At 73.9% G+C, this 19,777-nt stretch carries 19 protein-coding genes; 9 read left to right on the forward strand and 10 right to left on the reverse strand.

All coding sequences use genetic code 11. The features are described 5' to 3' along the window. Window positions 1–66: 66 nt before the first annotated feature. The 3 genes from OOK31_RS27070 to OOK31_RS27080 form a co-directional block, all read right to left on the reverse strand. The gene (locus OOK31_RS27070; protein ID WP_267089957.1) at window positions 67–2,580 is read right to left on the reverse strand and encodes a beta-glucosidase; all 2,514 of its coding nucleotides are present in this window, start codon (window positions 2,578–2,580) and stop codon (window positions 67–69) included. A 180-nt stretch (window positions 2,581–2,760) separates the two neighbouring features. Then, window positions 2,761–3,486, reverse strand: a complete 726-nt coding sequence (locus tag OOK31_RS27075) for a hypothetical protein (RefSeq protein ID WP_267089958.1) — start codon at window positions 3,484–3,486, stop codon at window positions 2,761–2,763. A 294-nt stretch (window positions 3,487–3,780) separates the two neighbouring features. Further along, entirely contained in the window at window positions 3,781–4,218 is a 438-nt protein-coding gene (locus OOK31_RS27080) for a DUF4442 domain-containing protein (RefSeq protein WP_267090029.1), read from the reverse strand. Between the two features lie 111 nt (window positions 4,219–4,329). On the opposite strand from OOK31_RS27080, the gene OOK31_RS27085 reads away from it, so the two are divergent. Beyond that, entirely contained in the window at window positions 4,330–5,367 is a 1,038-nt protein-coding gene (locus OOK31_RS27085; RefSeq protein WP_267089959.1) for a hypothetical protein, read from the forward strand. 78 nt (window positions 5,368–5,445) lie between these two features. After that, window positions 5,446–6,780, forward strand: a complete 1,335-nt coding sequence (locus OOK31_RS27090; RefSeq protein WP_267089960.1) for an MFS transporter — start codon at window positions 5,446–5,448, stop codon at window positions 6,778–6,780. A gap of 18 nt (window positions 6,781–6,798) precedes the next feature. On the opposite strand, the gene OOK31_RS27095 is transcribed toward OOK31_RS27090, so the two are convergent. From OOK31_RS27095 to tuf, 3 genes are all read right to left on the reverse strand, one after another. Continuing rightward, the gene (locus OOK31_RS27095; RefSeq protein WP_267090030.1) at window positions 6,799–7,590 is read right to left on the reverse strand and encodes a spermidine synthase; all 792 of its coding nucleotides are present in this window, start codon (window positions 7,588–7,590) and stop codon (window positions 6,799–6,801) included. A 78-nt stretch (window positions 7,591–7,668) separates the two neighbouring features. Next, window positions 7,669–8,526 (reverse strand): patatin-like phospholipase family protein, encoded by an 858-nt coding sequence (locus OOK31_RS27100; protein WP_267089961.1) that lies wholly within the window; start codon window positions 8,524–8,526, stop codon window positions 7,669–7,671. A gap of 106 nt (window positions 8,527–8,632) precedes the next feature. Continuing rightward, window positions 8,633–9,811 (reverse strand): elongation factor Tu, encoded by a 1,179-nt coding sequence (tuf, locus tag OOK31_RS27105; RefSeq protein WP_267089962.1) that lies wholly within the window; start codon window positions 9,809–9,811, stop codon window positions 8,633–8,635. A gap of 405 nt (window positions 9,812–10,216) precedes the next feature. Between tuf and OOK31_RS27110 the strand changes: the two genes are divergently transcribed. The 5 genes from OOK31_RS27110 (at window position 10,217) to lnt (ending at window position 14,490) form a co-directional block, all read left to right on the forward strand. Next, a complete protein-coding gene (locus OOK31_RS27110; RefSeq protein ID WP_267089963.1) occupies window positions 10,217–10,933 on the forward strand; it encodes a TVP38/TMEM64 family protein in 717 nt (238 codons plus the stop codon). A gap of 48 nt (window positions 10,934–10,981) precedes the next feature. Further along, entirely contained in the window at window positions 10,982–11,860 is an 879-nt protein-coding gene (locus OOK31_RS27115) for an undecaprenyl-diphosphate phosphatase (protein ID WP_267089964.1), read from the forward strand. Window positions 11,861–11,967: 107 nt separating this feature from the next. Further along, window positions 11,968–12,144: a hypothetical protein gene (locus OOK31_RS27120; protein ID WP_267089965.1), complete on the forward strand. Its 177-nt coding sequence runs from the start codon at window positions 11,968–11,970 to the stop codon at window positions 12,142–12,144. Between the two features lie 70 nt (window positions 12,145–12,214). Further along, entirely contained in the window at window positions 12,215–12,682 is a 468-nt protein-coding gene (locus OOK31_RS27125) for a nuclear transport factor 2 family protein (protein ID WP_267089966.1), read from the forward strand. Window positions 12,683–12,945: 263 nt separating this feature from the next. Next, window positions 12,946–14,490: an apolipoprotein N-acyltransferase gene (gene lnt / locus OOK31_RS27130; protein ID WP_267089967.1), complete on the forward strand. Its 1,545-nt coding sequence runs from the start codon at window positions 12,946–12,948 to the stop codon at window positions 14,488–14,490. On the opposite strand, the gene OOK31_RS27135 is transcribed toward lnt, so the two are convergent. Then, window positions 14,429–15,340 (reverse strand): Gfo/Idh/MocA family protein, encoded by a 912-nt coding sequence (locus OOK31_RS27135; protein ID WP_267089968.1) that lies wholly within the window; start codon window positions 15,338–15,340, stop codon window positions 14,429–14,431. The two genes, lnt and OOK31_RS27135, sit on opposite strands and share 62 nt — an antisense overlap. An 85-nt stretch (window positions 15,341–15,425) precedes the next feature. Between OOK31_RS27135 and OOK31_RS27140 the strand changes: the two genes are divergently transcribed. Both OOK31_RS27140 and OOK31_RS27145 read left to right on the forward strand, forming a co-directional pair. Then, the gene (locus OOK31_RS27140) at window positions 15,426–15,947 is read left to right on the forward strand and encodes a DinB family protein (protein ID WP_267089969.1); all 522 of its coding nucleotides are present in this window, start codon (window positions 15,426–15,428) and stop codon (window positions 15,945–15,947) included. Window positions 15,948–16,055: 108 nt separating this feature from the next. Further along, on the forward strand, window positions 16,056–16,601 hold the full coding sequence (locus tag OOK31_RS27145; protein WP_267089970.1) for a hypothetical protein: 546 nt from the start codon (window positions 16,056–16,058) through the stop codon (window positions 16,599–16,601). A 27-nt stretch (window positions 16,602–16,628) separates the two neighbouring features. Here the strand turns inward: OOK31_RS27145 and OOK31_RS27150 are convergent, their stop codons facing one another. The 3 genes from OOK31_RS27150 to OOK31_RS27160 form a co-directional block, all read right to left on the reverse strand. Beyond that, complete coding sequence (locus OOK31_RS27150; protein WP_267089971.1) at window positions 16,629–17,234, reverse strand: hypothetical protein; 606 nt, start codon at window positions 17,232–17,234, stop codon at window positions 16,629–16,631. 50 nt (window positions 17,235–17,284) lie between these two features. After that, window positions 17,285–17,953, reverse strand: a complete 669-nt coding sequence (locus tag OOK31_RS27155) for a uracil-DNA glycosylase (protein WP_267090031.1) — start codon at window positions 17,951–17,953, stop codon at window positions 17,285–17,287. A gap of 99 nt (window positions 17,954–18,052) precedes the next feature. Further along, entirely contained in the window at window positions 18,053–19,636 is a 1,584-nt protein-coding gene (locus OOK31_RS27160) for an ABC transporter substrate-binding protein (RefSeq protein ID WP_267089972.1), read from the reverse strand. Between the last annotated feature and the right edge of the window lie 141 nt (window positions 19,637–19,777).

The following is a 19,777-nucleotide window of genomic DNA, read 5'->3' on the forward strand; positions in this document are numbered from 1 at the left end:
TACGTCCTCCCGAGTCGTGACCCGGCATGCCCCCGTGACACGCCGAACGGGCAGCCTATCCGCTCCTCACCCGCTCCTCACCACAGTCTTTGCCCGCAGCGGCAGTTCGCGCGAGGAACGACCGGCGAACACTTCACGACGGCCGGATCCCGGCACCCAGGCCTGCCGGTCCGCGTCCCAGGAGGACAGGGTCCGCGCGTCGACGGTCACGGTGACCCGCTGGGACTGCCCCGGGGCCAGGGTCAGGCGCCGGTAGCCGGCCAGGGCGCGCACCGGCTGGTCGAGTTCCAGGTCCGGCGACGGGCCGACGTACACCTGCGCCACCTCGGTGCCCTTGCGGCGGCCGGTGTTGCGGACGGTGAACTCCACGCGCAGCCCGCCGCGTTCGGGCCGGACGGTGAGCTGCTCGTAGGCCCAGGTCGTGTACGAGAGCCCGTGCCCGAAGGGGAACAGCGGCTCCACCCGCCGCGCGTCGTACCAGCGGTGCCCGATGTGCACGCCCTCGGTGTACTCCTGCCGGCCGCCCGCGCCCGGGTAGCGCAGCGGGTTCCCGGCGGCCGGGGTCTCGCGCTCGTCGGCCGGGTAGGTCTGGGTGAGCCGGCCGCCCGGGTCCACGTCCCCGAAGAGGACGTCGGCGGTGGCGCCCGCGCCCTCCTGGCCCGGGTAGTACATCTGCAGGACGGCCCCGGTCCGCGCGAGCCAGGGCATGGTCGTGCTGGACGGGGTGTTGAGCACCACCGTGGTGCGGGGGTTGGCGGCGGTGACCGCCTCGATCAGCGCGGCCTGCCCGCCCGGCAGCCCCAGCGAGGGCCGGTCGCGGCCCTCGCCGGAGTCCTCGTAGGCGAACAGCACGACGGCCTGCGCCGCCTTGGCGGTGCGCACCGCCTCGGCGACGTCGGCGGCGCGGCTCGCGCGGGTGATGTGCCGCAGCCGGAAGCGCTGGCCCCGGGTCCCGCCGTGGGCGGAGACGGCGAGCCGGTGGACACCGGCCTTGAGGGCGAGGGTGCGGCGGCGGACGCTCATCCCGTCGGGGGCCGAGCCGAGGAGTCCGCCCTCGTACCGTTCGGCAGCGCCCTGCCGCACGGGGAACAGCTCCTCCCCGTCGAGCCGTACGGAGGGCCGCGCGCCGGTGTGGTGGACGAGCAGGGTCCACTCGTCGTCGGCGGCCAGGGTGAAGGAGCCCTCGTGGCTCCAGGCGCGGCCGGCGTCCAGGGTGCGGTCGTCCAGGTCGGCGGGCGGGGTCAGCAGGGCGGGCGGCAGGGCCCGCCCGTACAGGTCCTCGCCGAGGGCGTGGCGGACGGTGGCGCCGTTCCCGGCCCGGCGCCGGATCGCGGCGAGCGGGGAGTCGGCCCGCTCGGGGACCACGTGGGCGCTGCCGCCGCCGCTGACGAAGGGCACCTGTCCGGTGGGCCCGATCACCGCGAGGGAGCGGGCCGCCGCACCGGTCAGCGGCAGGGTGGCGCGTTCGTTGCGCAGCAGCACCGCCCCGGCCGCGGCCACCTTGCGGGCGGTACGGGCCCCGGCGGCGGGCTCGCGCGCGGGGCGCGCGGGCCGCCGCGCGGCCAGCAGCCCGAACCGGTCCAGGGTGGTCAGGATCCGGCGTACGGCGAGGTCGACGGCTTCGGGGGGTACGGAGCCGCCGCGCACGGCCTCGCGCAGGGGCCCGCCGAAGCGGGCGCCGCCGGGCATCTCCATGTCGAGGCCGGCGGTGATCGAGGCGACGGTGGCGTGGGTGGCGTCCCAGCCGGACATGACCCAGCCGTCGAACCCCCAGCGGCCGCGCAGCACCTCGTCGAGGAGGTGGCGGCTCTCGCCCACGTGGACGCCGTCGACCTTGTGGGAGGCGCCCGTCATCGCGCCGGCCCCGGCGGCGGCCGCGGCCTCGAAGCCGCGCAGCTCGGTCTCGTGCAGGGTCCGGTCGGTGGCGGTCACGTCGAGGGTGTCGTGGCCCTGCTCCTGGTTGGCGAGGGCGAAGTGCTTGACGGAGGCGATCAGGCCCTCGTCCTGGATGCCGCGGACCACCTCGGCGACGAGGTCGGCGGTGAGTTTGGGGTCCTCGGAGAAGGTCTCGAAGGCGCGGCCCGCGTACGGGGTGCGGATGAGGCCCGCCATCGGCGCGAGCAGGACGTCCTGGCCGAGCGCGCGGCCCTCCCGGCCCAGGACCCGCCCGTACTCGCGGGCCAGCGCGGGGTCGAAGGCGGAGGCGAGGAGCACGGGCGCGGGCAGTGCGGTGGCGTGCTGGGCGACGCTCACCCCGGCGGGTCCGTGGGCCAGGCGCAGCGCCGGGATGCCCAGGCGGGGCACGCCGGGCAGGTACCCGGCCTGGCCCAGCGGTGCGGGGTCCGGGGCGCCGTGCAGGAGGGCGGTCTTCTCGTCCGGGGTGAGCCGGTCGAGGAGGGCGTCGATGCGGGCGGCGGTGGCGGGTTTCCCGGCGGCGGGCGACGGCTCCCCGTGGGGCGGCGGCCCGGGCGCTCCGACGGCCCCGGGCGGCACGGTGGCCACGCAGCCCGCGAGGGGGCCGGCCGCGCCCACCGCACCGAGCAGCCGGATCGCGGAACGTCTGGACACGGCCTCGTTCACGGTCGCTCCCTGGGCCGGCGCGGTTCGGCGGGAGCGGGCCGCGCCGGCCCGCTCCCGCGTCCACTGTGCGCCGCCTTCCCGGCCGGGCCGGGCGGGACGCGCCCTCGGGGCCGCGAGGTTCAGCCCTGCGGCGGCCGCGGTGCGGGGAGCCGGCCCCCGCTAGGGCCTGTCGCAGCGGGCTCAGGCGTCGGGGTCGCGGGTGCAGAGGTGCCCGGAGGGGCAGGCGGAGCAGCCCTTGACCTCGGCGAGCTCGGCGACGGCCGCGAACAGTTCGAGGGCCCGCTCCACGGACCCGATGCCCTCGTACGCGGCGAACCTCTCCGGGTCGGCGACGGTGCCCTCGGCCATGTTGAGCCTGAGGAATCCGAGCGCCGTGAACTCCTCCGGACTGATGTCGCCGGGCCGGGCGGGGATGCACACCTGCGGGAGGACGCTCGCCTCCAGGGTGTCGGCGAAGACCCACGGCTCCCCGGGGCGTCCGGGGCGCCGGCTGACGACCCTCAGCAGGGTGAGGCCCTCCTCGATGCCGACGAGGACACCGCCGTGGGCATGCAGCTCGTGCAGTCCCCTACGCACTTCCCCGCCGGCCGGGTCGACCCCGAGCGCCTCGGCGGCCCGGGCCACGGGGAGCGGGGCGACGGAGTCGCCGTCGCGGAGCAGCACGGTGCCCTCGTCGATGGCGATGTCGAGGTGTACGGCCTGCAGGGGGACGCGGCCCGGGTAGTGGGCGCGGAGGCGTCCGAGGCGCTGGAGGAGGTCGGCGGCGTCGGGGGTGAGGTGGGGGTCGGCGGTGGCGGGCCCGGCATCGACCTTGATCCACTCGTGGTAGCCGGGGGGCTGCAGCTGCTGGAGGGTGTGGTCCGCGCGGCGGCTGCGGCCGGGCTTGTTGAGCTTCTTCCTGCCCATGGTGGTGCGCTCCTTCGGGAAGGCGGCGCCCGGGCCGTCCGTACCGTCAGGCCCGGGCCGCCGCGTCGGCCGGGGCGGGCACCGGCCGTCTCCGGCAGGAGCCCCCCGCGGACTCAACGCGCGCGGGTGGCCCGGGTACACGGGGCCTTCCCGATCGGGCGCCGGCGCACGGCGGCCCGTACGCCGCCACCGGCCCGGCGGACGTACGCGGCCCCGCACACGGAGCAGCCGCCTCCACGCACGTCCCGCCGGCGCGGACCCGGCAGCGCCGCCCGCTCCCCCGCAGGTCAGCCGTTACGCGTTCGGGCGCAGCGTCCAGACGACGGTCATCTCGCCGGTCACGGCCTCGTCCTCGCGCTGGATGGCGATGGTGACGGGGAACTCGGGGCGGCCGCCCGCGTCGAGTTCCGCGACGACGTCGGCGGCGGGGCGGCCGAGGGTGGCGGTCGCGGTGACGACGCCCTTGGCGAGCTTCTTGTAGCCGATCTCGGCCTTGACGGCCAGCGGTACGGCGCGCGAGAGCTGGTCGCCGAAGGCGGCCAGGACGATCGCGCCGCTCGCGGACTCGGCGAGGGTGAACATCGCCCCGGCGTGCGGTCCGCCGACGTGGTTGTGGAAGTCGGGCTGGTCCGGCAGGCGTACGACGGCGCGCTCCGGGGTCGTCTCGACGAATTCGAGGTTCAGGGTGCGGGCCATCGGCACCGTCTGGGCGAGCAGTTCGCCCACGTTCATCTGTTCTGCGCTCATGGCACGCGATGTTACCCACGAGTAGATGGGGTTGGCCAGACCTGACGAGGGGGTGGCCGTGGCTACGCGCACCCGCTCCCACTATCGTTACCGGCCATGTGGCCAGGACAGCAGCAGCCGCCCGGGGGCGGACAGAACCCCCAGGACGCGCAACAGAACCCGTACCAGCAGCAGCCGGGACAGCCGAACCCGTACCAGCAGCAGCCCCAGCCGGGATTCGGTGAGCAGCAGCCCGGCTACGGATACCCGCAGGCCGGATACCAGACCCCGCCCCCGGCCCAGCCGTGGGGCCAGCCCCAGCAGCAGCCGCAGCCCCAGGCCGGCCGGAGCCCGTACGCGACCCGGACGGTGGCCATCGTCGCCGCCTCCGCGGTCGTCGTCACGGCCGCCGCCACCGCGGCCTTCGTCCTCACGCGGGACGGCCAGGGCAGCGCCCAGGCCGACGACAACAAGCCGCCGGCCGCCTCCTCGGCCCCGGTCGTGCCCCCGCCCGCGCCGGCCTCCTCGGCCGCCAACCCGCGCTCCGGCGAGGCGCTCAAGCCGGTGATCCCGGGCTGGAAGGTCGTCGTCAACACCAAGTACGGCGCCGCCTACGACGTTCCCCCCGAGTGGACCGTCAACGACTCCGGCGTGTCCCTCTTCTACGAGGACGAGGTGGCCAAGGACGGCAAGCCCGTCATCACCATGTCCGGTACGGCCACGCTCAAGGGCGAGTGGTGCGCCGTCGACAAGGACAAGGACGGCGACGAGGAGAAGTTCTCCCTCGCCGACACCGGCATCAAGGGCGGCCAGGGTGCCAAGGACACCGGCCAGGTCGCCTACGACAACACCGGCAGCTGGGTCTGGGCGGGCTACGCCCAGAAGGAGCCGAAGGGCACGATCAAGCCCTCCGAGCCCAAGGAGTACACGACCCTCTCCGGCCTCAAGGGCCACATGGTGATCGCGACCGCTCCGAACGTGAAGAAGGAGCACAAGTGCTCCACCGACGGCAAGGCGATCGGCTTCGGCTTCAAGAACGCCGTCGGTGACTTCGCGAGCTTCGTCCTGGTCGGTGTGGCCGGCGTGAAGGACGAGGTGCCGGCCGAGGTCTACGACAAGGTCCTCAGCTCCATCCGCCTCACCCCCACCAGCTAGCTCCCCCGTTTCCGGTTTCCCCCGCCCCGGGCCGTATATCCGTTTGGAGTACGGCCCGGGGCGGGGGATAGTCCGGGGGTGAGCTCTCCCCCCGCAGCCCCCTCCCCCGTGCCCGCACGCCGCCGTCGGCCCGCATGGGCCGGCCGCAACTACACGCTGCTGACGGGCGCCGCGGTCGTCACCAACCTCGGCAGCCACGGGGCGCTCATCGCCGCCGCCTTCGCGGTCCTCGAAGCGGGCGGTTCCGGCGGGGACGTCGGCCTCGTCGCCGCCGCCCGTACGCTGCCCCTCGTCCTCTTCCTGCTCATCGGCGGCGCACTCGCCGACCGGCTGCCGCGCCACCGCGTGATGGTCGCGGCCAACGCCCTCAACTGCGTCTCGCAGGCGGCCTTCGCCGTGCTCGTACTCGCCGGGGACCCCCAGCTGTGGCAGATGATGCTGCTCACGGCGCTGTGCGGAACCGGTACGGCCTTCTTCAACCCGGCCGCCGAGGGCATGCTCCTGTCCAGCGTCTCGGGCGAGCACTCCAACCGCGCCTTCGCCCTCTTCCGGATGGCGATGAACGGCGCCGGAATCGGCGGCGCGGCCCTCGGCGGCGCGATGATCGCCGCGATCGGACCGGGCTGGGTGCTGGCCGTGGACGCGCTGGCCTTCGCGGTCGCGGGCGCCCTACGGGCCTTCCTGGACGTCAGCCACGTGGCCGACCGGGCCCCCGGCGGCGGACTGCTGGCCGATCTGCGCGAGGGCTGGGTGGAGTTCCGCACCCGGCCCTGGCTGTGGAGCATCGTGCTCCAGTTCTCCGTGGTGGTGGCCGTCGTCGGCGCGGCCGAGGCGGTCTACGGGCCGCTCGTGGCCCGCGACCGGCTGGGCGGGCCCGCACCCTGGGGCATGGCCCTGGCCTTCTTCGGGGTCGGCACCATCGCCGGGGCCGTACTGATGATGGCCTGGAAACCGCGCCGCCTGCTGCTGGTGGGCACCCTGTGCGTGTTCCCGCTCGCGCTGCCCTCGGCGGGGCTGGCGGTGCCGCTGCCCACCTGGGGGCTGTGCCTGGTGATGTTCGTCAGCGGGGCGGCGATCGAGGTGTTCGGCGTGAGCTGGATGACCACGATGCACCAGGAGATCCCGGAGGAGAAGTTCTCCCGGGTCTCCGCCTACGACTGGTTCGGCTCGGTGTCCATGCTCCCGCTGGCCACCGCCCTGGCCGGCCCGGCGGAGACCGCCTTCGGCCGCACCCAGGCGCTGTGGGGCTGCGCGAGCCTGGTGGTCCTGGTCACGGCGGCGGTGCTCTTCGTCCCCGACGTACGCCGGATGACCCGCAAGCCCCCGCCCCCGGCCGCCGGCTCCCCCAAGCCCGCACCCGAGCCCGAGCCCGAGCCCGTATCCGCCCCCGAGCCCGCCCGGGAAACGGCCTAGGGACGGCCTGGGGACGGCCTAGCCGAGGCTGAAGGCCCCGGCGGGCGGCTCCGGGGAGGCCACCGCGTCGGCGTCCGCCACCGGCCGGGCCCCTCGCGTGAAGCGGGCCAGCGCCTCCCCCGACTCCACCCGGGCCGGGAAGGCGTCGGCGGCGCACCGCCGGGCCAGCGCGGCCAGCGGCAGCGGGGCGTCCGAGGCCAGCAGGACGGCGTTGCCGAACCGCCGCCCGCGCAGCACCCCGGGCTCCGCGATCAGGGCCAGCTCCCCGAACACGGCCCCGAAATTGGCCAGCTGGGCCTTGAGGAAGCCGAACGGCGCCCCGTCGGCCAGGTTCGCCGCGTACAGCCCGCCGGGCCGCAGCACCCGCGCGGCCTGCTCCGCGTACTGCGCCGAGGTCAGCTGGGCGGGCACCCGCGAACCCCCGAACACGTCGGCGACCAGCACGTCCACACTGGCCGCCGGAGCCGCCTCCAGCCAGGCCCGGGCGTCGGCGGCGTGCACCGTCACGTCCGACCCGGCGGCCAGCGGCAGGTGCTCCGCCACCAGCTCCACGAGCCGCGCGTCGAACTCCACCACCGTCTGCCGGGACCCCGGCCGGACCGCGGCCGCGTAGCGCGGCAGGGTCAGGGCGCCGCCGCCCAGGTGCAGCAGGTCCAGCGCGGCCCCCGGCTCCGCCGCGCAGTCGAGGACGTGCGCGAGGCGGCGTACGTACTCGAACTCCAGGTGCTCGGGCGCGTCGAGGTCGACGTACGACTGCGGAGCCCCGTCCACGGTGAGCAGCCAGGCCCGCTCCCGGTCGACGTCCGGCATCAGCTTGGCGGTGCCCTGGTCCACGTCCCGGAGCACCGGGATCTGTTCGTCGCTCACGCCACCATTGTCGGGCCGCGCTCAGGCCGCCCAGACCGCGGCCGCCTCCGCCGCGTGCAGCTCGGCCTGCGCCAGCCCGGCCCGGGCGGCCGGGTCCCGCCGGGCCGGGTCCAGGACGTTGCGGCCGAAGATCTTGCGGACCCCCGCCGTGGGCGTGATCAGCAGCACCCGCGCGCCGTCCGCCCGCAGCCGCTCGGCCTGCGCGGCCGGGGAGGGGATCTTCCCGGCGCCGAGGGCCATCGGGGCGATGATCACCACGCGCCGGTACCCGGCGGCCACGTCGGCGTTGGTCGCGGAGCGGACCCCGCCGTCGATGAACCGGCGGCCTCCGACCGTGACCGGCGGCCACACCCCGGGCACCGCGCAGCTCGCCGAGACCGCGTCGACCAGAGGGGCCCCGCTGTCCCGGTCGAAGGCCGCCAGCTCCCCGCTCAGCGCGTCGACGGCGGTGACGACGAGGCGCCGCTCGGGCCAGTCGTGGGAGACGAGCCGCGCCGCCAGGACCGCGCGGCGCTCCGCCTCGTCGGCGGCGGTGTCGGCGGCGAGCGCCATGGCCCCGATCCGCCGGCGGTAGCCCGCGGCGTCCCGGGAGCGGGCCATGGCCATGGCGTAGCGGGTCAGCAGGCCCGGGCCGAAGCGGGCCACGGCCTCGCCGGAGGCGTCGCCGAGCTGGCGCTCGTAGAGCTCCTGCGGGGTGAGCAGCCCGGAGGCGAGCTGGGCGCCGACGACGGATCCGGCGGAGGTGCCGACGACGAGCTGGGCGGTGGAGAGGTCCACCCCGGCGCGGGCGAGCCCGTAGAGGATGCCGCTCTCCCAGCCGATGCCGGTCAGTCCCCCGCCGCCCAGCACCAGTGCCGTGTCGCCGCCTTCGCCGCTCATCGCCGCCCCGCTCCTCGCCTCGTCGTCCGTACGCCCGTGTGGTTCCGTGTGGTGACGGCAGTCTGACGCAGCGGGACCGCCGCCACCACCTCCGGACCCGGGCCGTCTACCCGACCCGGGTCACCGTCCCGGCGCCGACGGTGCGCCCGCCCTCGCGGATCGCGAAGCCGAGGCCCGCCTCCAGCGGGACGTCCCGCCCCAGCTCGACGGTCATGGTGACCGTCTCCCCGGGCCGGACCACCCCGGCCTCGCCGAGGTCCACGTCGCCGACCACGTCGGCGGTGCGGATGTAGAACTGCGGCCGGTAGCCGGTGGAGACGGGCGTGGTCCGCCCGCCCTCCTTGGCGGAGAGCACGTAGACCTGCGCGGTGAAGCGCCGGCCCGGCACGACGCTGCCGGGCGCGGCCACCACGTCCCCGCGGCGCACCCCCTCGCGGTGCACGCCGCGCAGCAGCAGCGCGACGTTGTCCCCCGCCTCGGCGGCCTCCATCGGCTTCCCGAAGGTCTCCAGCCCGGTCACGTTCGTCCGGACCGGCTCGCCGTCGCCGCCGAGCACGCTGACCGGGTCGCCGAGGCGTATGGTGCCGCGCTCGACGGCGCCGGTGACGACGGTGCCCCGGCCGGTGATGGTCAGGACGTTCTCGACCGGCATCAGGAAGGGCGCGTCGGTGTAGCGCACCGGCGTCGGCACGTACGTGTCGACCGCGTCCAGCAGCGCCTCCACCGCCCCGGTCCACCGCGGGTCGCCCTCCAGCGCCCCGAGTCCGGAGACCCGTACGACGGGCGCGCCGTCGCCGCCGTAGCCGTGCGCGGTGAGCAGCTCGCGGACCTCCAGCTCGACGAGGTCGGTCAGCTCGGGGTCCCCGGCGTCGGCCTTGTTGAGCGCCACGACGATGTGGTCGACCCCGACCTGCCGGGCGAGGAGCACGTGCTCGGCGGTCTGCGGCATGACCCCGTCGAGCGCGGAGACGACGAGGATCGCCCCGTCGAGCTGGGCCGCGCCCGTGACCATGTTCTTGATGTAGTCGGCGTGGCCGGGCATGTCGACGTGGGCGTAGTGGCGGGTGTCGGTCTCGTACTCGACGTGGGTGAGGTTGATGGTGATGCCGCGCCGGGCCTCCTCGGGGGCCCGGTCGATGCGGTCGAACGGGACGAAGGAGGCGCCGCCGCGCTCGGCGAGGACCTTGGTGATGGCGGCGGTGAGGGTGGTCTTGCCGTGGTCCACGTGACCCATGGTGCCGATGTTGAGGTGCGGCTTGGTCCGTGTGAAGGCCGTCTTGGCCATGATGACTTTCCCGTGGCTCGAAGCTGGAACGGGACCCCTGGAGGCGGACCGACCCTCCCCCTGCGGGGTCCGCCGGACGTTCCGGGAAGGGTCAGCTTCGTGCGCCGTCGAATGCGGCGAGGGCCTCTGCGGGGAGTGCGGCCCGGGCAGCCTTCGGCGCGTCCGCGACTGCGGACGGCGCTGAGGGGAAGGCGGACCGGTTCATGCCGCTGATCCTGCCGGACCCGGTCCGGGCCCGTCGACCGAATTTCCGCGCGGCGCACGGCGCTTGGCGCGCAGGCCCACGTGTCCTTCGTCACGCTCCGCCCTTCAGGGGGGTGGCCGGGCGGGTGCGGCCACCGGGTGTTCGGCCGCATGAGGCGCAGATTACGGCGCCGCTCCATATGTCTCGGTTAGTCTCCCGGGATGTCCCTCCTCCTCGCGCCGTGGACCCGGCTGTCGCTCCTCGTCGTGCTGCTGGTGGCGGCCGGGGTGTGCGTCGTGCTCTACGAGCCGCAGCGGCTGCTGTCGGAGGGCTGGCCCCCGGGCCTCCCCGTGGGCACGGCGGTGCTGCTGTTCGCGGGCGCGTACGGGCTGTGCACGGCGGCGTTCGTGCCGCGTCCGCTGCTGAACCTGGCGGCGGGGGCGCTCTTCGGTTCCCAGTTCGGGCTGCTCGCGGCGGTCGGCGGGACGGTGGCCGGGGCCGCGGTCGCCTTCGGCCTGGGCCGGGGCATGGGACAGGAGGCGCTGCGTCCGTATCTGCGCGGGCGCTGGCTGCGGGCGGCGGACGCGCAGCTGAGCGGGCACGGTTTCCGCTCCGTTCTCGCCGTCCGGATCTTCCCCGGGGTGCCGTTCGCCGCAGCCAACTACATCGCCGCGGTCTCGCGCTGCGGCTGGCTCCCCTTCCTGCTGGCGACGGCCCTGGGCACCGTCCCGAACACCGCCGCCTACGTGATCGCGGGGGCCAGCGCCGGGTCCCCCGGATCGCCCGCGTTCCTCGCCTCGTTCGGCTTCATCGCGGTCTCCGGAGTGGTCGCGGCGGCCGTCGCCTGGCGCAAGCGGCACCGTCTGGCGCCCGCCCCCGTCGGCGAGCGGGCCGCCCAGCACCCCCCAGTGGTCACGGGCGCTTCCCACGGGCCCTAGCATCGGACCCGAACTGCCCGACGATCACAAGGACGAGCGCACCCCGACATGAGCTGGTTCGAATCCCTAATCCTCGGTCTCGTCCAGGGGCTTACGGAGTTCCTCCCGATCTCCTCCAGTGCCCATCTGCGCCTGACCGCGGCGTTCGCCGGCTGGCACGACCCCGGTGCGGCCTTCACCGCCATCACGCAGATCGGCACCGAGGCCGCCGTCCTCATCTACTTCCGCAAGGACATCGCGAGGATCATCTCCGCCTGGTTCCGCTCGCTCTTCGACAAGTCGCTGCGCTCGGACCACGACGCCGTGATGGGCTGGCTGGTGATCGTCGGCTCGATCCCGATCGGCGTCCTGGGCGTGGCGTTCAAGGACCAGATCGTGGGTCCCGCCCGTGACCTGCGGCTGACCGCCACCACCCTGATCGTGATGGGCCTCGTCCTCGGCTACGCCGACTGGCTGGCCTCGCGCGACGAGGAGGGCGGCCGCCACCGGGTGGTCAAGCAGCGCAAGACGCTGCGGGAACTGGGCGTCAAGGACGGTCTGATCTTCGGTGTCTGCCAGGCGATGGCCCTGATCCCGGGCGTCTCCCGCTCGGGTGCGACGATCTCCGGCGGTCTGCTGCTGGGCTTCACCCGCGAGGCGGCCGCCCGCTACTCCTTCCTCCTCGCCATCCCGGCCGTGCTGGCCTCGGGGGCGTTCGAGATCAAGGACGTGATCGAGACCCCCGGGCACATCACCTGGGGTCCGACGATCTTCGCCACGGTGATCGCCTTCTTCGTCGGCTACGCCGTCATCGCGTGGTTCATGAAGTTCATCTCGAACAAGAGCTTCATGCCGTTCGTGATCTACCGGATCCTCCTCGGCATCGCGCTGTTCGTGCTGATCGGCATGGGCGTGCTCAGCCCCCACGCGGGCGAGTCCGGCTCGTAGGACCCGCCCGGACCCACGTTCGCGTGAACCGGAGGCCGTTCGGGAACGTTCCCGGGCGGCCTCCTCGTCATTGTGGTAGGTAAGCGCGATGCAGCAGGGGGTGTCCCATGAGCCGAGTGGTGCTGGAGCGGTTTCCGGCCGGAAGTCCGAGGGGGAGCTGGCCCGCCGAGGAGTACGCCGCGCAGCGGATGCGCGAGGGCGTTCCGGCGGAGGTGGTGATGGACCTGGCCAGTGACGCGTTCCTGGTCGTGGTCCGGCAGCGGGAGGCGAGATCCGGACACTGATCCTCCCGTACGGACTTCCGGTGCCCGCACGCCCCTTGGCCCTGCGGCGCCGCGCCCGCAGACTGGCCCGATGACGCAGCGTGTGGACCTCGCCACGGTAATGGACCGGCTCGCCGTCGACGAGGTGGTCTCCGGTTACGCGGCGGCCGTCGACGACGGGGACTGGGCCGCCTACCGCGCCCTGTTCGCCCCCGCCGGCCGGGCCGACTACCGCTCGGCGGGCGGGGTCGAGGGGCCCGCCGGGGAGGTCGCGGACTGGCTCGCCGAGACGATGAGGCTGTTCCCCGTACGGCAGCACCTGATCGTCAACCGGCTGGTGCGGCTGGCGGACGACGCCGGCGCCCCGGGGGACACCGCCGAGGTGCGGGCGGACTTCCTCAACCCGATGCGGCTCGCCGGACCGCAGGACGACCCCGGCGTCAGCGCGCCCAACTTCGTCGCGGCCGGGCGCTACACCTTCACCCTCGCCCGCACCCCCGACGGCTGGCGCCTCACCGGGGTCACCGTGCACGAGAAGTGGCGGCACATCGGCGTCTAGTGCTGTGGCCGGAAAGGTTTGCCGGGTCACGGTGTCCGGTGCGGTGCATCGCAAGGCGGAGGGCCGCCGCTCGTACTGGACGTACTCGGGTGGTCCGACAACGCAGCGAGGTGCCGTGCCGGGCGCCGCGACACGGTGAACCTTTCCGGTCACAGCACTAGCCGGGCTGCAGGCAGGCTCTTCCGGAGCTTTCCGATCGTGCCGGTCAGGCCGTCTCCTGCGGGAGCCGGGAGCCGGTCCCACACTGGAGGCGGAGGCGCGTCATGGCCCTGGAGCGGACCCTGTGGTGGCGTGCGGCGGGCGCGGTGGCCGCCGGGGCGCTGCCCTGCCTCGCCTTCCCCGCCCCGGCCCTGTGGTGGTTCGCCTACGTCGCCCTCGTGCCCTGGATCCTGCTGCTGCGCTCCGCCCCCACCGGGCGCCGCGCGGCGCTGGAGGGCTGGCTCGGCGGCGCCGGCTTCGTGGTGGCGGTGCACCACTGGCTGCTGCCGAGCCTGCACGTGTTCCTGCTGCCGGTGGCCGCCCTGCTGGGGCTGCTGTGGATCCCGTGGGCGCTGCTGGTGCGGGAGCTGCTCGGCGGGGTGCCGGCGGCGGGCCGGGCGTGTGCCGCGCTGGTCCTCGTACCGGCGGGGTGGCTGCTGTCGGAGCTGGCCCGGTCCTGGCAGGGGCTGGGCGGGCCGTGGGGGCTGCTCGGGGCCAGCCAGTGGCAGGTGCCGCCGGTGCTACGGCTGGCATCGGTGGGCGGGGTGTGGCTGGTGAGCCTGTTGGTGGTGGCGGTGAACTGCGCGCTGGTGCTGCTGGTCGCGGCGCCGGGGGCGCGGGTCCCGGCGGTGGCTGCCCTGACGGGGGGCGCGGTGCTGACGGGGGTGGTGTGGCTGTGGCTGCCGCGCCCGGAGGTGACGGGCACACTGCGGGTGGCCGTGGTGCAGCCGGGTCCGGTGGCGGAGGGGACGGACAGTGCGGAGCGGCGGTTCGACGTCGGGGAGCGGCTGACCCGGACCCTGGTGGGCAGCCGGCCGGATCTGGTGGTGTGGGGCGAGAGCAGTGTCGGCGCGGACCTGGCGGCGCGGCCGGACCTGTCGCGGCGCCTCGCCGCCCTGGCGCGGGAGGTGGGTGCCCCGCTGCTGGTCAATGTGGACGCGCGGCGCACGGACCGGCCCGGGATCTACAAGAGTTCCGTACTGGTCGGCCCGGCCGGCCCCACGGGCGACCGGTACGACAAGATGCGGCTGGTGCCGTTCGGGGAGTACGTGCCGGCCCGGGCGGTGCTGGGCTGGGCCACCTCGGTCGGCCGGGCGGCGGGCGAGGACCGGATGCGCGGCGCGGGCCCGGTGGTGATGGACCTGCCGGGCGGGGTGCGCCTGGGGCCGCTGGTGTGCTTCGAGTCGGCGTTCCCCGACATGAGCCGGCACCTGACCCGCGAGGGGGCGGGGCTGCTCGTCGCGCAGTCGGCCACCTCCACCTTCCAGACGAGCTGGGCACCGGCCCAGCACGCTTCGCTGGCGGCCCTGCGCGCCGCCGAGAACGGCCGTCCCGTGGTGCACGCCACCCTGACCGGGGTCAGCGTGGTGCACGGCCCGTCGGGCGAGCGGATCGGTGCGGCCCTGGCGACCTCGGCGAGCACGGCGGCCCTGTACGAGGTGCCCACGGCCCGGGGCACCACGCTCTTCGTCCGCTTCGGGAACTGGCCCGGCGGCGCCTGCCTGGTCGCGCTCGCCGCGTACTGCGTGGCCAGGGGCGCCCGGGCGGTCAGGCCCGGGAGGCCCGCTCCAGGGCCGTCAGCACCACCCGCTCGCACAGCTCGTGGGTGAGGAGCGCGTCCCGTGCGCTGAGCGTCCTGCCCGTCTCGACGGCCTCCAGGAAGGTGTCCACGACCTGCTCGATCCCGCGCTGGCGGGCCACGGACACCCAGTCCCCGCGCCGCCGGACGCTCGGCTGGCCCTTGTGGTCGATGATCTCGGCGAGGTTGAGGACCTGGCGCTTGGTGTCCTGCCCGGACACCTCGAGGATCTCCTCGGTGGAGCCGGAGAGCCGGTTCATGACGCCGAGGGCCGTGAAGCCCTCGCCGGACAGCTGGAGCACCACCTGGTGCATGAGCCCCTCGCGCACCACGGCCCGGACGTCGACGTGGTCGGCCTCGCCGGGCAGCAGGAAGCGCAGGGTGTCGACGACGTGGATGAAGTCGTCGAGCACCATGGTGCGCGGGTCCTCGGGGAGCCCGACCCGGTTCTTCTGCAGGATGATCAGCTCGCGCGGGTGGTCGGCGCACTGCACGTAGCCGGGGGCGTGACGGCGGTTGAAGCCGACGAAGAGGGTGACTCCGCGCTCCTCGGCAAGTTCCACCAGGCGCCGGGAGTCGGCGAGTTCGTAGGCCAGCGGCTTGTCCACGTAGGTGGGCACCCCCGCCTCCAGGAGCCGTTCCACGATCTCGGGGTGGGCGGCGGTCGGGGCGTGCACGAAGGCCGCGTCGAGGCCCTCGGCGATCAGGGCGTCGAGCGAGGTGTGCCGGCGCTCCGCCGGGACGTGGTGGATGCCGCCGATCCGCTCCAGCGTCGCGGGAGTACGGGTCTGCAGGTGCAGCTCGACTCCTGGACGGGTGGTGAGGACGGGCAGGTACGCCTTGCGGGCGATGTCTCCGAGTCCGATGACGCCGACCTTCACCGAGTGCCTCCTGGTGTGTTCCTTGTGGGACTCCGGGCAGCTTAATCCCTGGTGGGAGGGGGCTCGTTCGACCAGGATGGCAGCCATGACCTCAGACGGATCGCACCGCGCCGAACCCTCCACCACCGCGAACGAGCGGGACATGCTCGACGGCTGGCTCGACTACCACCGCTCCACCCTCGCCTGGAAGTGCGAGGAGCTGACCGAGGAACAGGTGCGGCTGCGGCCGCTGAAGCCTTCCGAACTGAGCCTGCTGGGCCTCGTACGGCACATGGCGGAGGTGGAGCGGTACTGGTTCCGGGAGATCATGCTGGGCGAGGACCTGCCCGAGCTGTACAGCACCCGCGAGGACGTCGACGGGGACTTCCGGTTCGCCGAATCCGACACCTGGGCCGCGGCGGAGCGGGTGTGGCAGACCGAGGTCGAGCTGGCCCGGCAGGCCGCCGCGGGCCGCTCCCTGGACCTGCTGTCGGACGCCGCGAGCCACCACCGCGGGGAGGTCTTCAGCCTGCGCTGGGTCTACACCCACATGATCGAGGAGTACGCGCGCCACAACGGCCACGCGGACCTGCTGCGCGAGCACATCGACGGGTCCACGGGCGAGTAGCCGCCGCCGGGCGCGCTGCGCCGGACACCCCCCTCCCCGTCACCCGTGCGGGGTGAATATGGGCCCGGGGTTTTCGCAACGGGGTCTTCGCACAGCAGAGTTGCGCGGGTGCATCCAACCCGAACCTCTACGAAACTGCTCCTCAACGTCGCCTGTGCCGTGTCGGCCGTCTCGGCCGTGTCCGGCTGCGTGAGCGTGGCGCCCGCGCCCGTGGGGCCGGCGTCGGCCCCCGCCGCCGGGGCGGTGCCCCGGCACGAGCCGCGCGGCGGGCCGGGGGCCGCTCCGGTGGTCGTCCAGGCTCCCGCCCTGGAGGCGCTGCGGGCGGTGCCCCGGGAGGCCGCCGCGCGGGCTGCGGCCCCGGCGGCCGTCTCCCGGCGGGCCACCACGCACACCACGGGCCAGGCGCCCGCGGGGCCCCAGGAGGCCGTACCGCCGGTTCCGGACATCCCGGAGCCCCGCCGGTTCGCCGAGCGCCCCGCGGGGCGCGGCGAGGACCCCGCGCAGCGCGTACGGCCCGACGCGCGGGTGCCGCGGGAAGTGGTGCGGGAGCTGCCGGTCCGGCCGGCGGACGTGTGCGCGCTGGGCCGTCGGCACGGGCGCTGGCACCCGGACAGCCCGGAGGCCCGCATCTGCGCGGGCGTGCAGGGCGGCTGACCACCCCGGGACCCGGTCGGCCCGGGGCTACGGGGACTGTTCGGGGAACGGCCGGGGCCCCTGCCCCGGTTCCGCCGCGAGCCGCCGCTCCAGCCGGGCGATGGCGGCCCGCACCCCGTTCCCGTACCCGTCGTCGGAGAGGGCCTCGGTGGCGGCCCGGGCGCGCGCGAGGTGCACCCGGGCCGCCTCGGGCCGGCGCAACTTGACGTAGTCGGCGGCGAGGCTGAGGTGCAGCGAGGGGTAGAAGACGCGGACCGCCCGGTGCGGCCGGCCGTGCGCGGGGGCGCCCTCCCCCGCCCGCTCGGGCGGCGCCCCGGGTGGCCGTCCGCCCGGCCCGGCGGCGAGCCCCTCGGCGGCGGTCAGGGCCCGTAGGTCCCAGGCCAGTTCGTCGGCGGGGTCGTCCTGGGCGTCGGCCAGGTAGTGCGCGAGGGTGCAGCGGTGGAGGGAGTCGCCCTCCTCGCCGATCTCCGCCCAGATCTGGCCGAGCCGGTTGCGGGCCTCCTCGCGGTCGCCGGCGTGCAGCAGGATGACCGCCTGGCCGATCCTGGTCATGACGGCGTCCTCGGACGCCTCCTGCTGCTCCGTCAACGCGGCCTCCGGCTGGCTCCGCCAGGCCTGGTACGGCCCGGTCATCAAGAAGCTAACCGCAGGCACCCGCTCTGACGCCCAGGCGCGGTGTGGCGTCAGCCCAGGTCCGGGATCCGCCAGTCGATCGGCTCATGGCCCTGGGCGGCGACGGCCTCGTTGATCTGGGTGAAGGGCCGGGAGCCGAAGAACTTCTTCGCCGACAGCGGGGAGGGGTGGGCGCCCTTGACGATCACGTGCCGCTCGGCGTCGATCAGCGGGATCTTCTTCTGGGCGTAGGCGCCCCAGAGCACGAAGACGACCGGGTCGGGGCGCTCGGACACCGCGCGGATCACGGCGTCGGTGAACTTCTCCCAGCCCTTGCCCTTGTGCGAGTTGGGCTCGGCCTCGCGGACGGTGAGGACGGCGTTGAGCAGCAGCACGCCCTGCTGGGCCCACGGCATCAGGTAGCCGTTGTCCGGGACGGGCAGGCCGAGCTCCTCCTTCATCTCCTTGTAGATGTTGCGCAGCGAGGGCGGGGTCTTGACCCCGGGCCGCACGGAGAAGCACAGGCCGTGTCCCTGGCCGGCGCCGTGGTACGGGTCCTGGCCGAGGACGAGGACCTTCACCTGGTCGAAGGGCGTGGCCTCCAGGGCGGCGAACACCTGGTCGCGGGGCGGGTAGACCGGCCCGTTCGCCCGTTCCTTCTCGACGAACTCGGTGAGCTCTTTGAAGTAGGGCTGGTCCAGCTCCCCGCCGACAGCGGGGAGCCAGGACTCGGGCAGCATCTGGGTCACGTCGACAACCTCCGGTACAAGTTCGTGCAACTGCTCAGAACCTACCGGGGGCCACTGACAACGCCCGACCCGGATGCCGCCCGGGCGGCACTACCAGCTGGTCTTGCGGTACAGCTCCCACATCTGCATGGCGGTCTGCGGGTCCAGGGACCGCTCGGCGCCCGCGATGTCCTCGCGCGCCCCGACGTAGAGCTTGCCCTGCCACAGCGGCAGCAGCCGGACGTCCTGGGCGAAGATCTGCTGGGCCTGCTCGAACTCCTTGACGCCGGCTGCGCGGTCGCCCTCCTTGCGGGACTTGGGCAGCAGCTCGTTGAGGATCACCGTCGGCTCGTACGGGGTGCCGACGGCGTTCTCCTTGCCGACGAACGGCGCGATGAAGTTGTCGGGGTCCGGGAAGTCGGGGAACCAGCCGCGCCCGAAGACCGGGTACTGGCCGTTCTTGTAGCCCTCCTGGAAGGTCTTCCAGGGCTGGCCGCGCAGGTTGACCTTGAAGAGGTTGGTCTCGTCGAGCTGGCGCTTGATCTCGGTGAACTCGTCGGCGGTGGACGCGCCGTAGCGGTCGGTGGTGTACCAGAAGGTCAGCTCCACCGGCTGGGTGATCCCCGCGTCCTTGAGGATCTTCGCGGCCTTCTTGGCGTCGGCGTTGCCGTAGAGGTCGTAGAAGGGCGTCTTGTGGCCCACGACCCCCTTGGGAACCATCGAGTAGAGCGGCTCGGCGGTGCCCTGGTAGACCTTGGAGACGATGGCGCCCCGGTCGATGATCTGGGCGATGGCCTGGCGCACCGGGAGCTTGTTGACCTGCGGGTCGTTCGGATTGAAGATCAGGTACCGGATCTCGGCGCCGACGTTCTCCACGACCTGGACGCCCTGGTTGTGCGAGGCGGGGCTCTGGAGGTCCTTGATCTCGGCGGCGGAGAGGCCGCGGTACGTCGCGTCGATCTCCTTCTCCTTGAGCGCCGCGACCATCTTCTTGGAGTCCGAGAAGTAGCGGATCGTCACGCCGTCGTTGCGGCGGTTGGCGAAGCCGGAGTAGGTCTCGTTGCGGCCGAGGACGGCTTCCTGGCCCTCCTTGTACGAGGAGAGGACGTACGGGCCGGAGCCGGTGATCCTCGCGTCGCCGCGGACCTTGTCGGCCGGGTAGTCCTTCGGCGCGACCAGGGAGGCGGCCGGCGAGCCGAGCACGTACGGGAAGGTCGCGTCGGGGGCGTTCAGGTTGAAGACGACCGTGAGCGGATCGGGGGTCTCGATCTTGTCCAGGGTCTTGAAGAGGCCGGCCGGACCGAACTTGTGGTTGATCGTCTTGATCCGGTCGAGGGAGTGCTTGACGGCCTTGGCGTCGAGCGGCTCGCCGTTGGAGAACTTCAGGCCCTTGCGCAGGGTGCAGCGGTAGGACTCGTTCGCGGAGTCGGTGAACTCGCAGTTCTGCGCGGCGTCGGGCTGGGGCTTGGTGCTGCCCGTGGGGAACGCCAGGAGGGTCTGGTAGACGTTCCGGTACAGCTCCCAGGAGCCGTCCCAGGCCGCGGCCGGGTCGAGGGTGCTCGGCGCACTCGTCGTGCCCACGACGATCCGCTTGGCCCCGTCGCCGCTGTCGTCCGAGAACAGACCGCATCCGGCGAGCAGGGATATGGACGCAAGGGCCGCAGCGATCTGCAGGCATCTGGTCCGGTTGAACACGTGCACGCTCCTCGATCAGCCAGGGGTGCGGCAGACCCTACCGCAGTGCCTCACAAATCCAATGGGTATGTTTCGTGAGGCACTTGACCGATTACGTGCACATTAGGCACGCATTTGCCTCCCTCTGGGAGGCAAATGCGT

Origin of the sequence: Streptomyces sp. NBC_00249, from assembly GCF_026342355.1 — a bacterium.
In the GTDB taxonomy this organism is placed as follows: domain Bacteria; phylum Actinomycetota; class Actinomycetes; order Streptomycetales; family Streptomycetaceae; genus Streptomyces.

Bases quoted from the DNA above. Each gene is read 5' to 3' on its own strand.
- OOK31_RS27075 (WP_267089958.1), bottom strand. From the start codon at position 3,486: ATGGGCAGGAAGAAGCTCAACAAGCCCGGCCGCAGCCGCCGCGCGGAC.
- OOK31_RS27080 (WP_267090029.1), bottom strand. From the start codon at position 4,218: ATGAACGTGGGCGAACTGCTCGCCCAGACGGTGCCGATGGCCCGCACC.
- OOK31_RS27085 (WP_267089959.1), top strand. From the start codon at position 4,330: ATGTGGCCAGGACAGCAGCAGCCGCCCGGGGGCGGACAGAACCCCCAG.
- OOK31_RS27095 (WP_267090030.1), bottom strand. From the start codon at position 7,590: ATGCCGGACGTCGACCGGGAGCGGGCCTGGCTGCTCACCGTGGACGGG.
- OOK31_RS27100 (WP_267089961.1), bottom strand. From the start codon at position 8,526: ATGAGCGGCGAAGGCGGCGACACGGCACTGGTGCTGGGCGGCGGGGGA.
- tuf (WP_267089962.1), bottom strand. From the start codon at position 9,811: ATGGCCAAGACGGCCTTCACACGGACCAAGCCGCACCTCAACATCGGC.
- OOK31_RS27110 (WP_267089963.1), top strand. From the start codon at position 10,217: ATGTCCCTCCTCCTCGCGCCGTGGACCCGGCTGTCGCTCCTCGTCGTG.
- OOK31_RS27115 (WP_267089964.1), top strand. From the start codon at position 10,982: ATGAGCTGGTTCGAATCCCTAATCCTCGGTCTCGTCCAGGGGCTTACG.
- OOK31_RS27120 (WP_267089965.1), top strand. From the start codon at position 11,968: ATGAGCCGAGTGGTGCTGGAGCGGTTTCCGGCCGGAAGTCCGAGGGGG.
- OOK31_RS27125 (WP_267089966.1), top strand. From the start codon at position 12,215: ATGACGCAGCGTGTGGACCTCGCCACGGTAATGGACCGGCTCGCCGTC.
- lnt (WP_267089967.1), top strand. From the start codon at position 12,946: ATGGCCCTGGAGCGGACCCTGTGGTGGCGTGCGGCGGGCGCGGTGGCC.
- OOK31_RS27140 (WP_267089969.1), top strand. From the start codon at position 15,426: ATGACCTCAGACGGATCGCACCGCGCCGAACCCTCCACCACCGCGAAC.
- OOK31_RS27150 (WP_267089971.1), bottom strand. From the start codon at position 17,234: ATGACCGGGCCGTACCAGGCCTGGCGGAGCCAGCCGGAGGCCGCGTTG.
- OOK31_RS27155 (WP_267090031.1), bottom strand. From the start codon at position 17,953: ATGCTGCCCGAGTCCTGGCTCCCCGCTGTCGGCGGGGAGCTGGACCAG.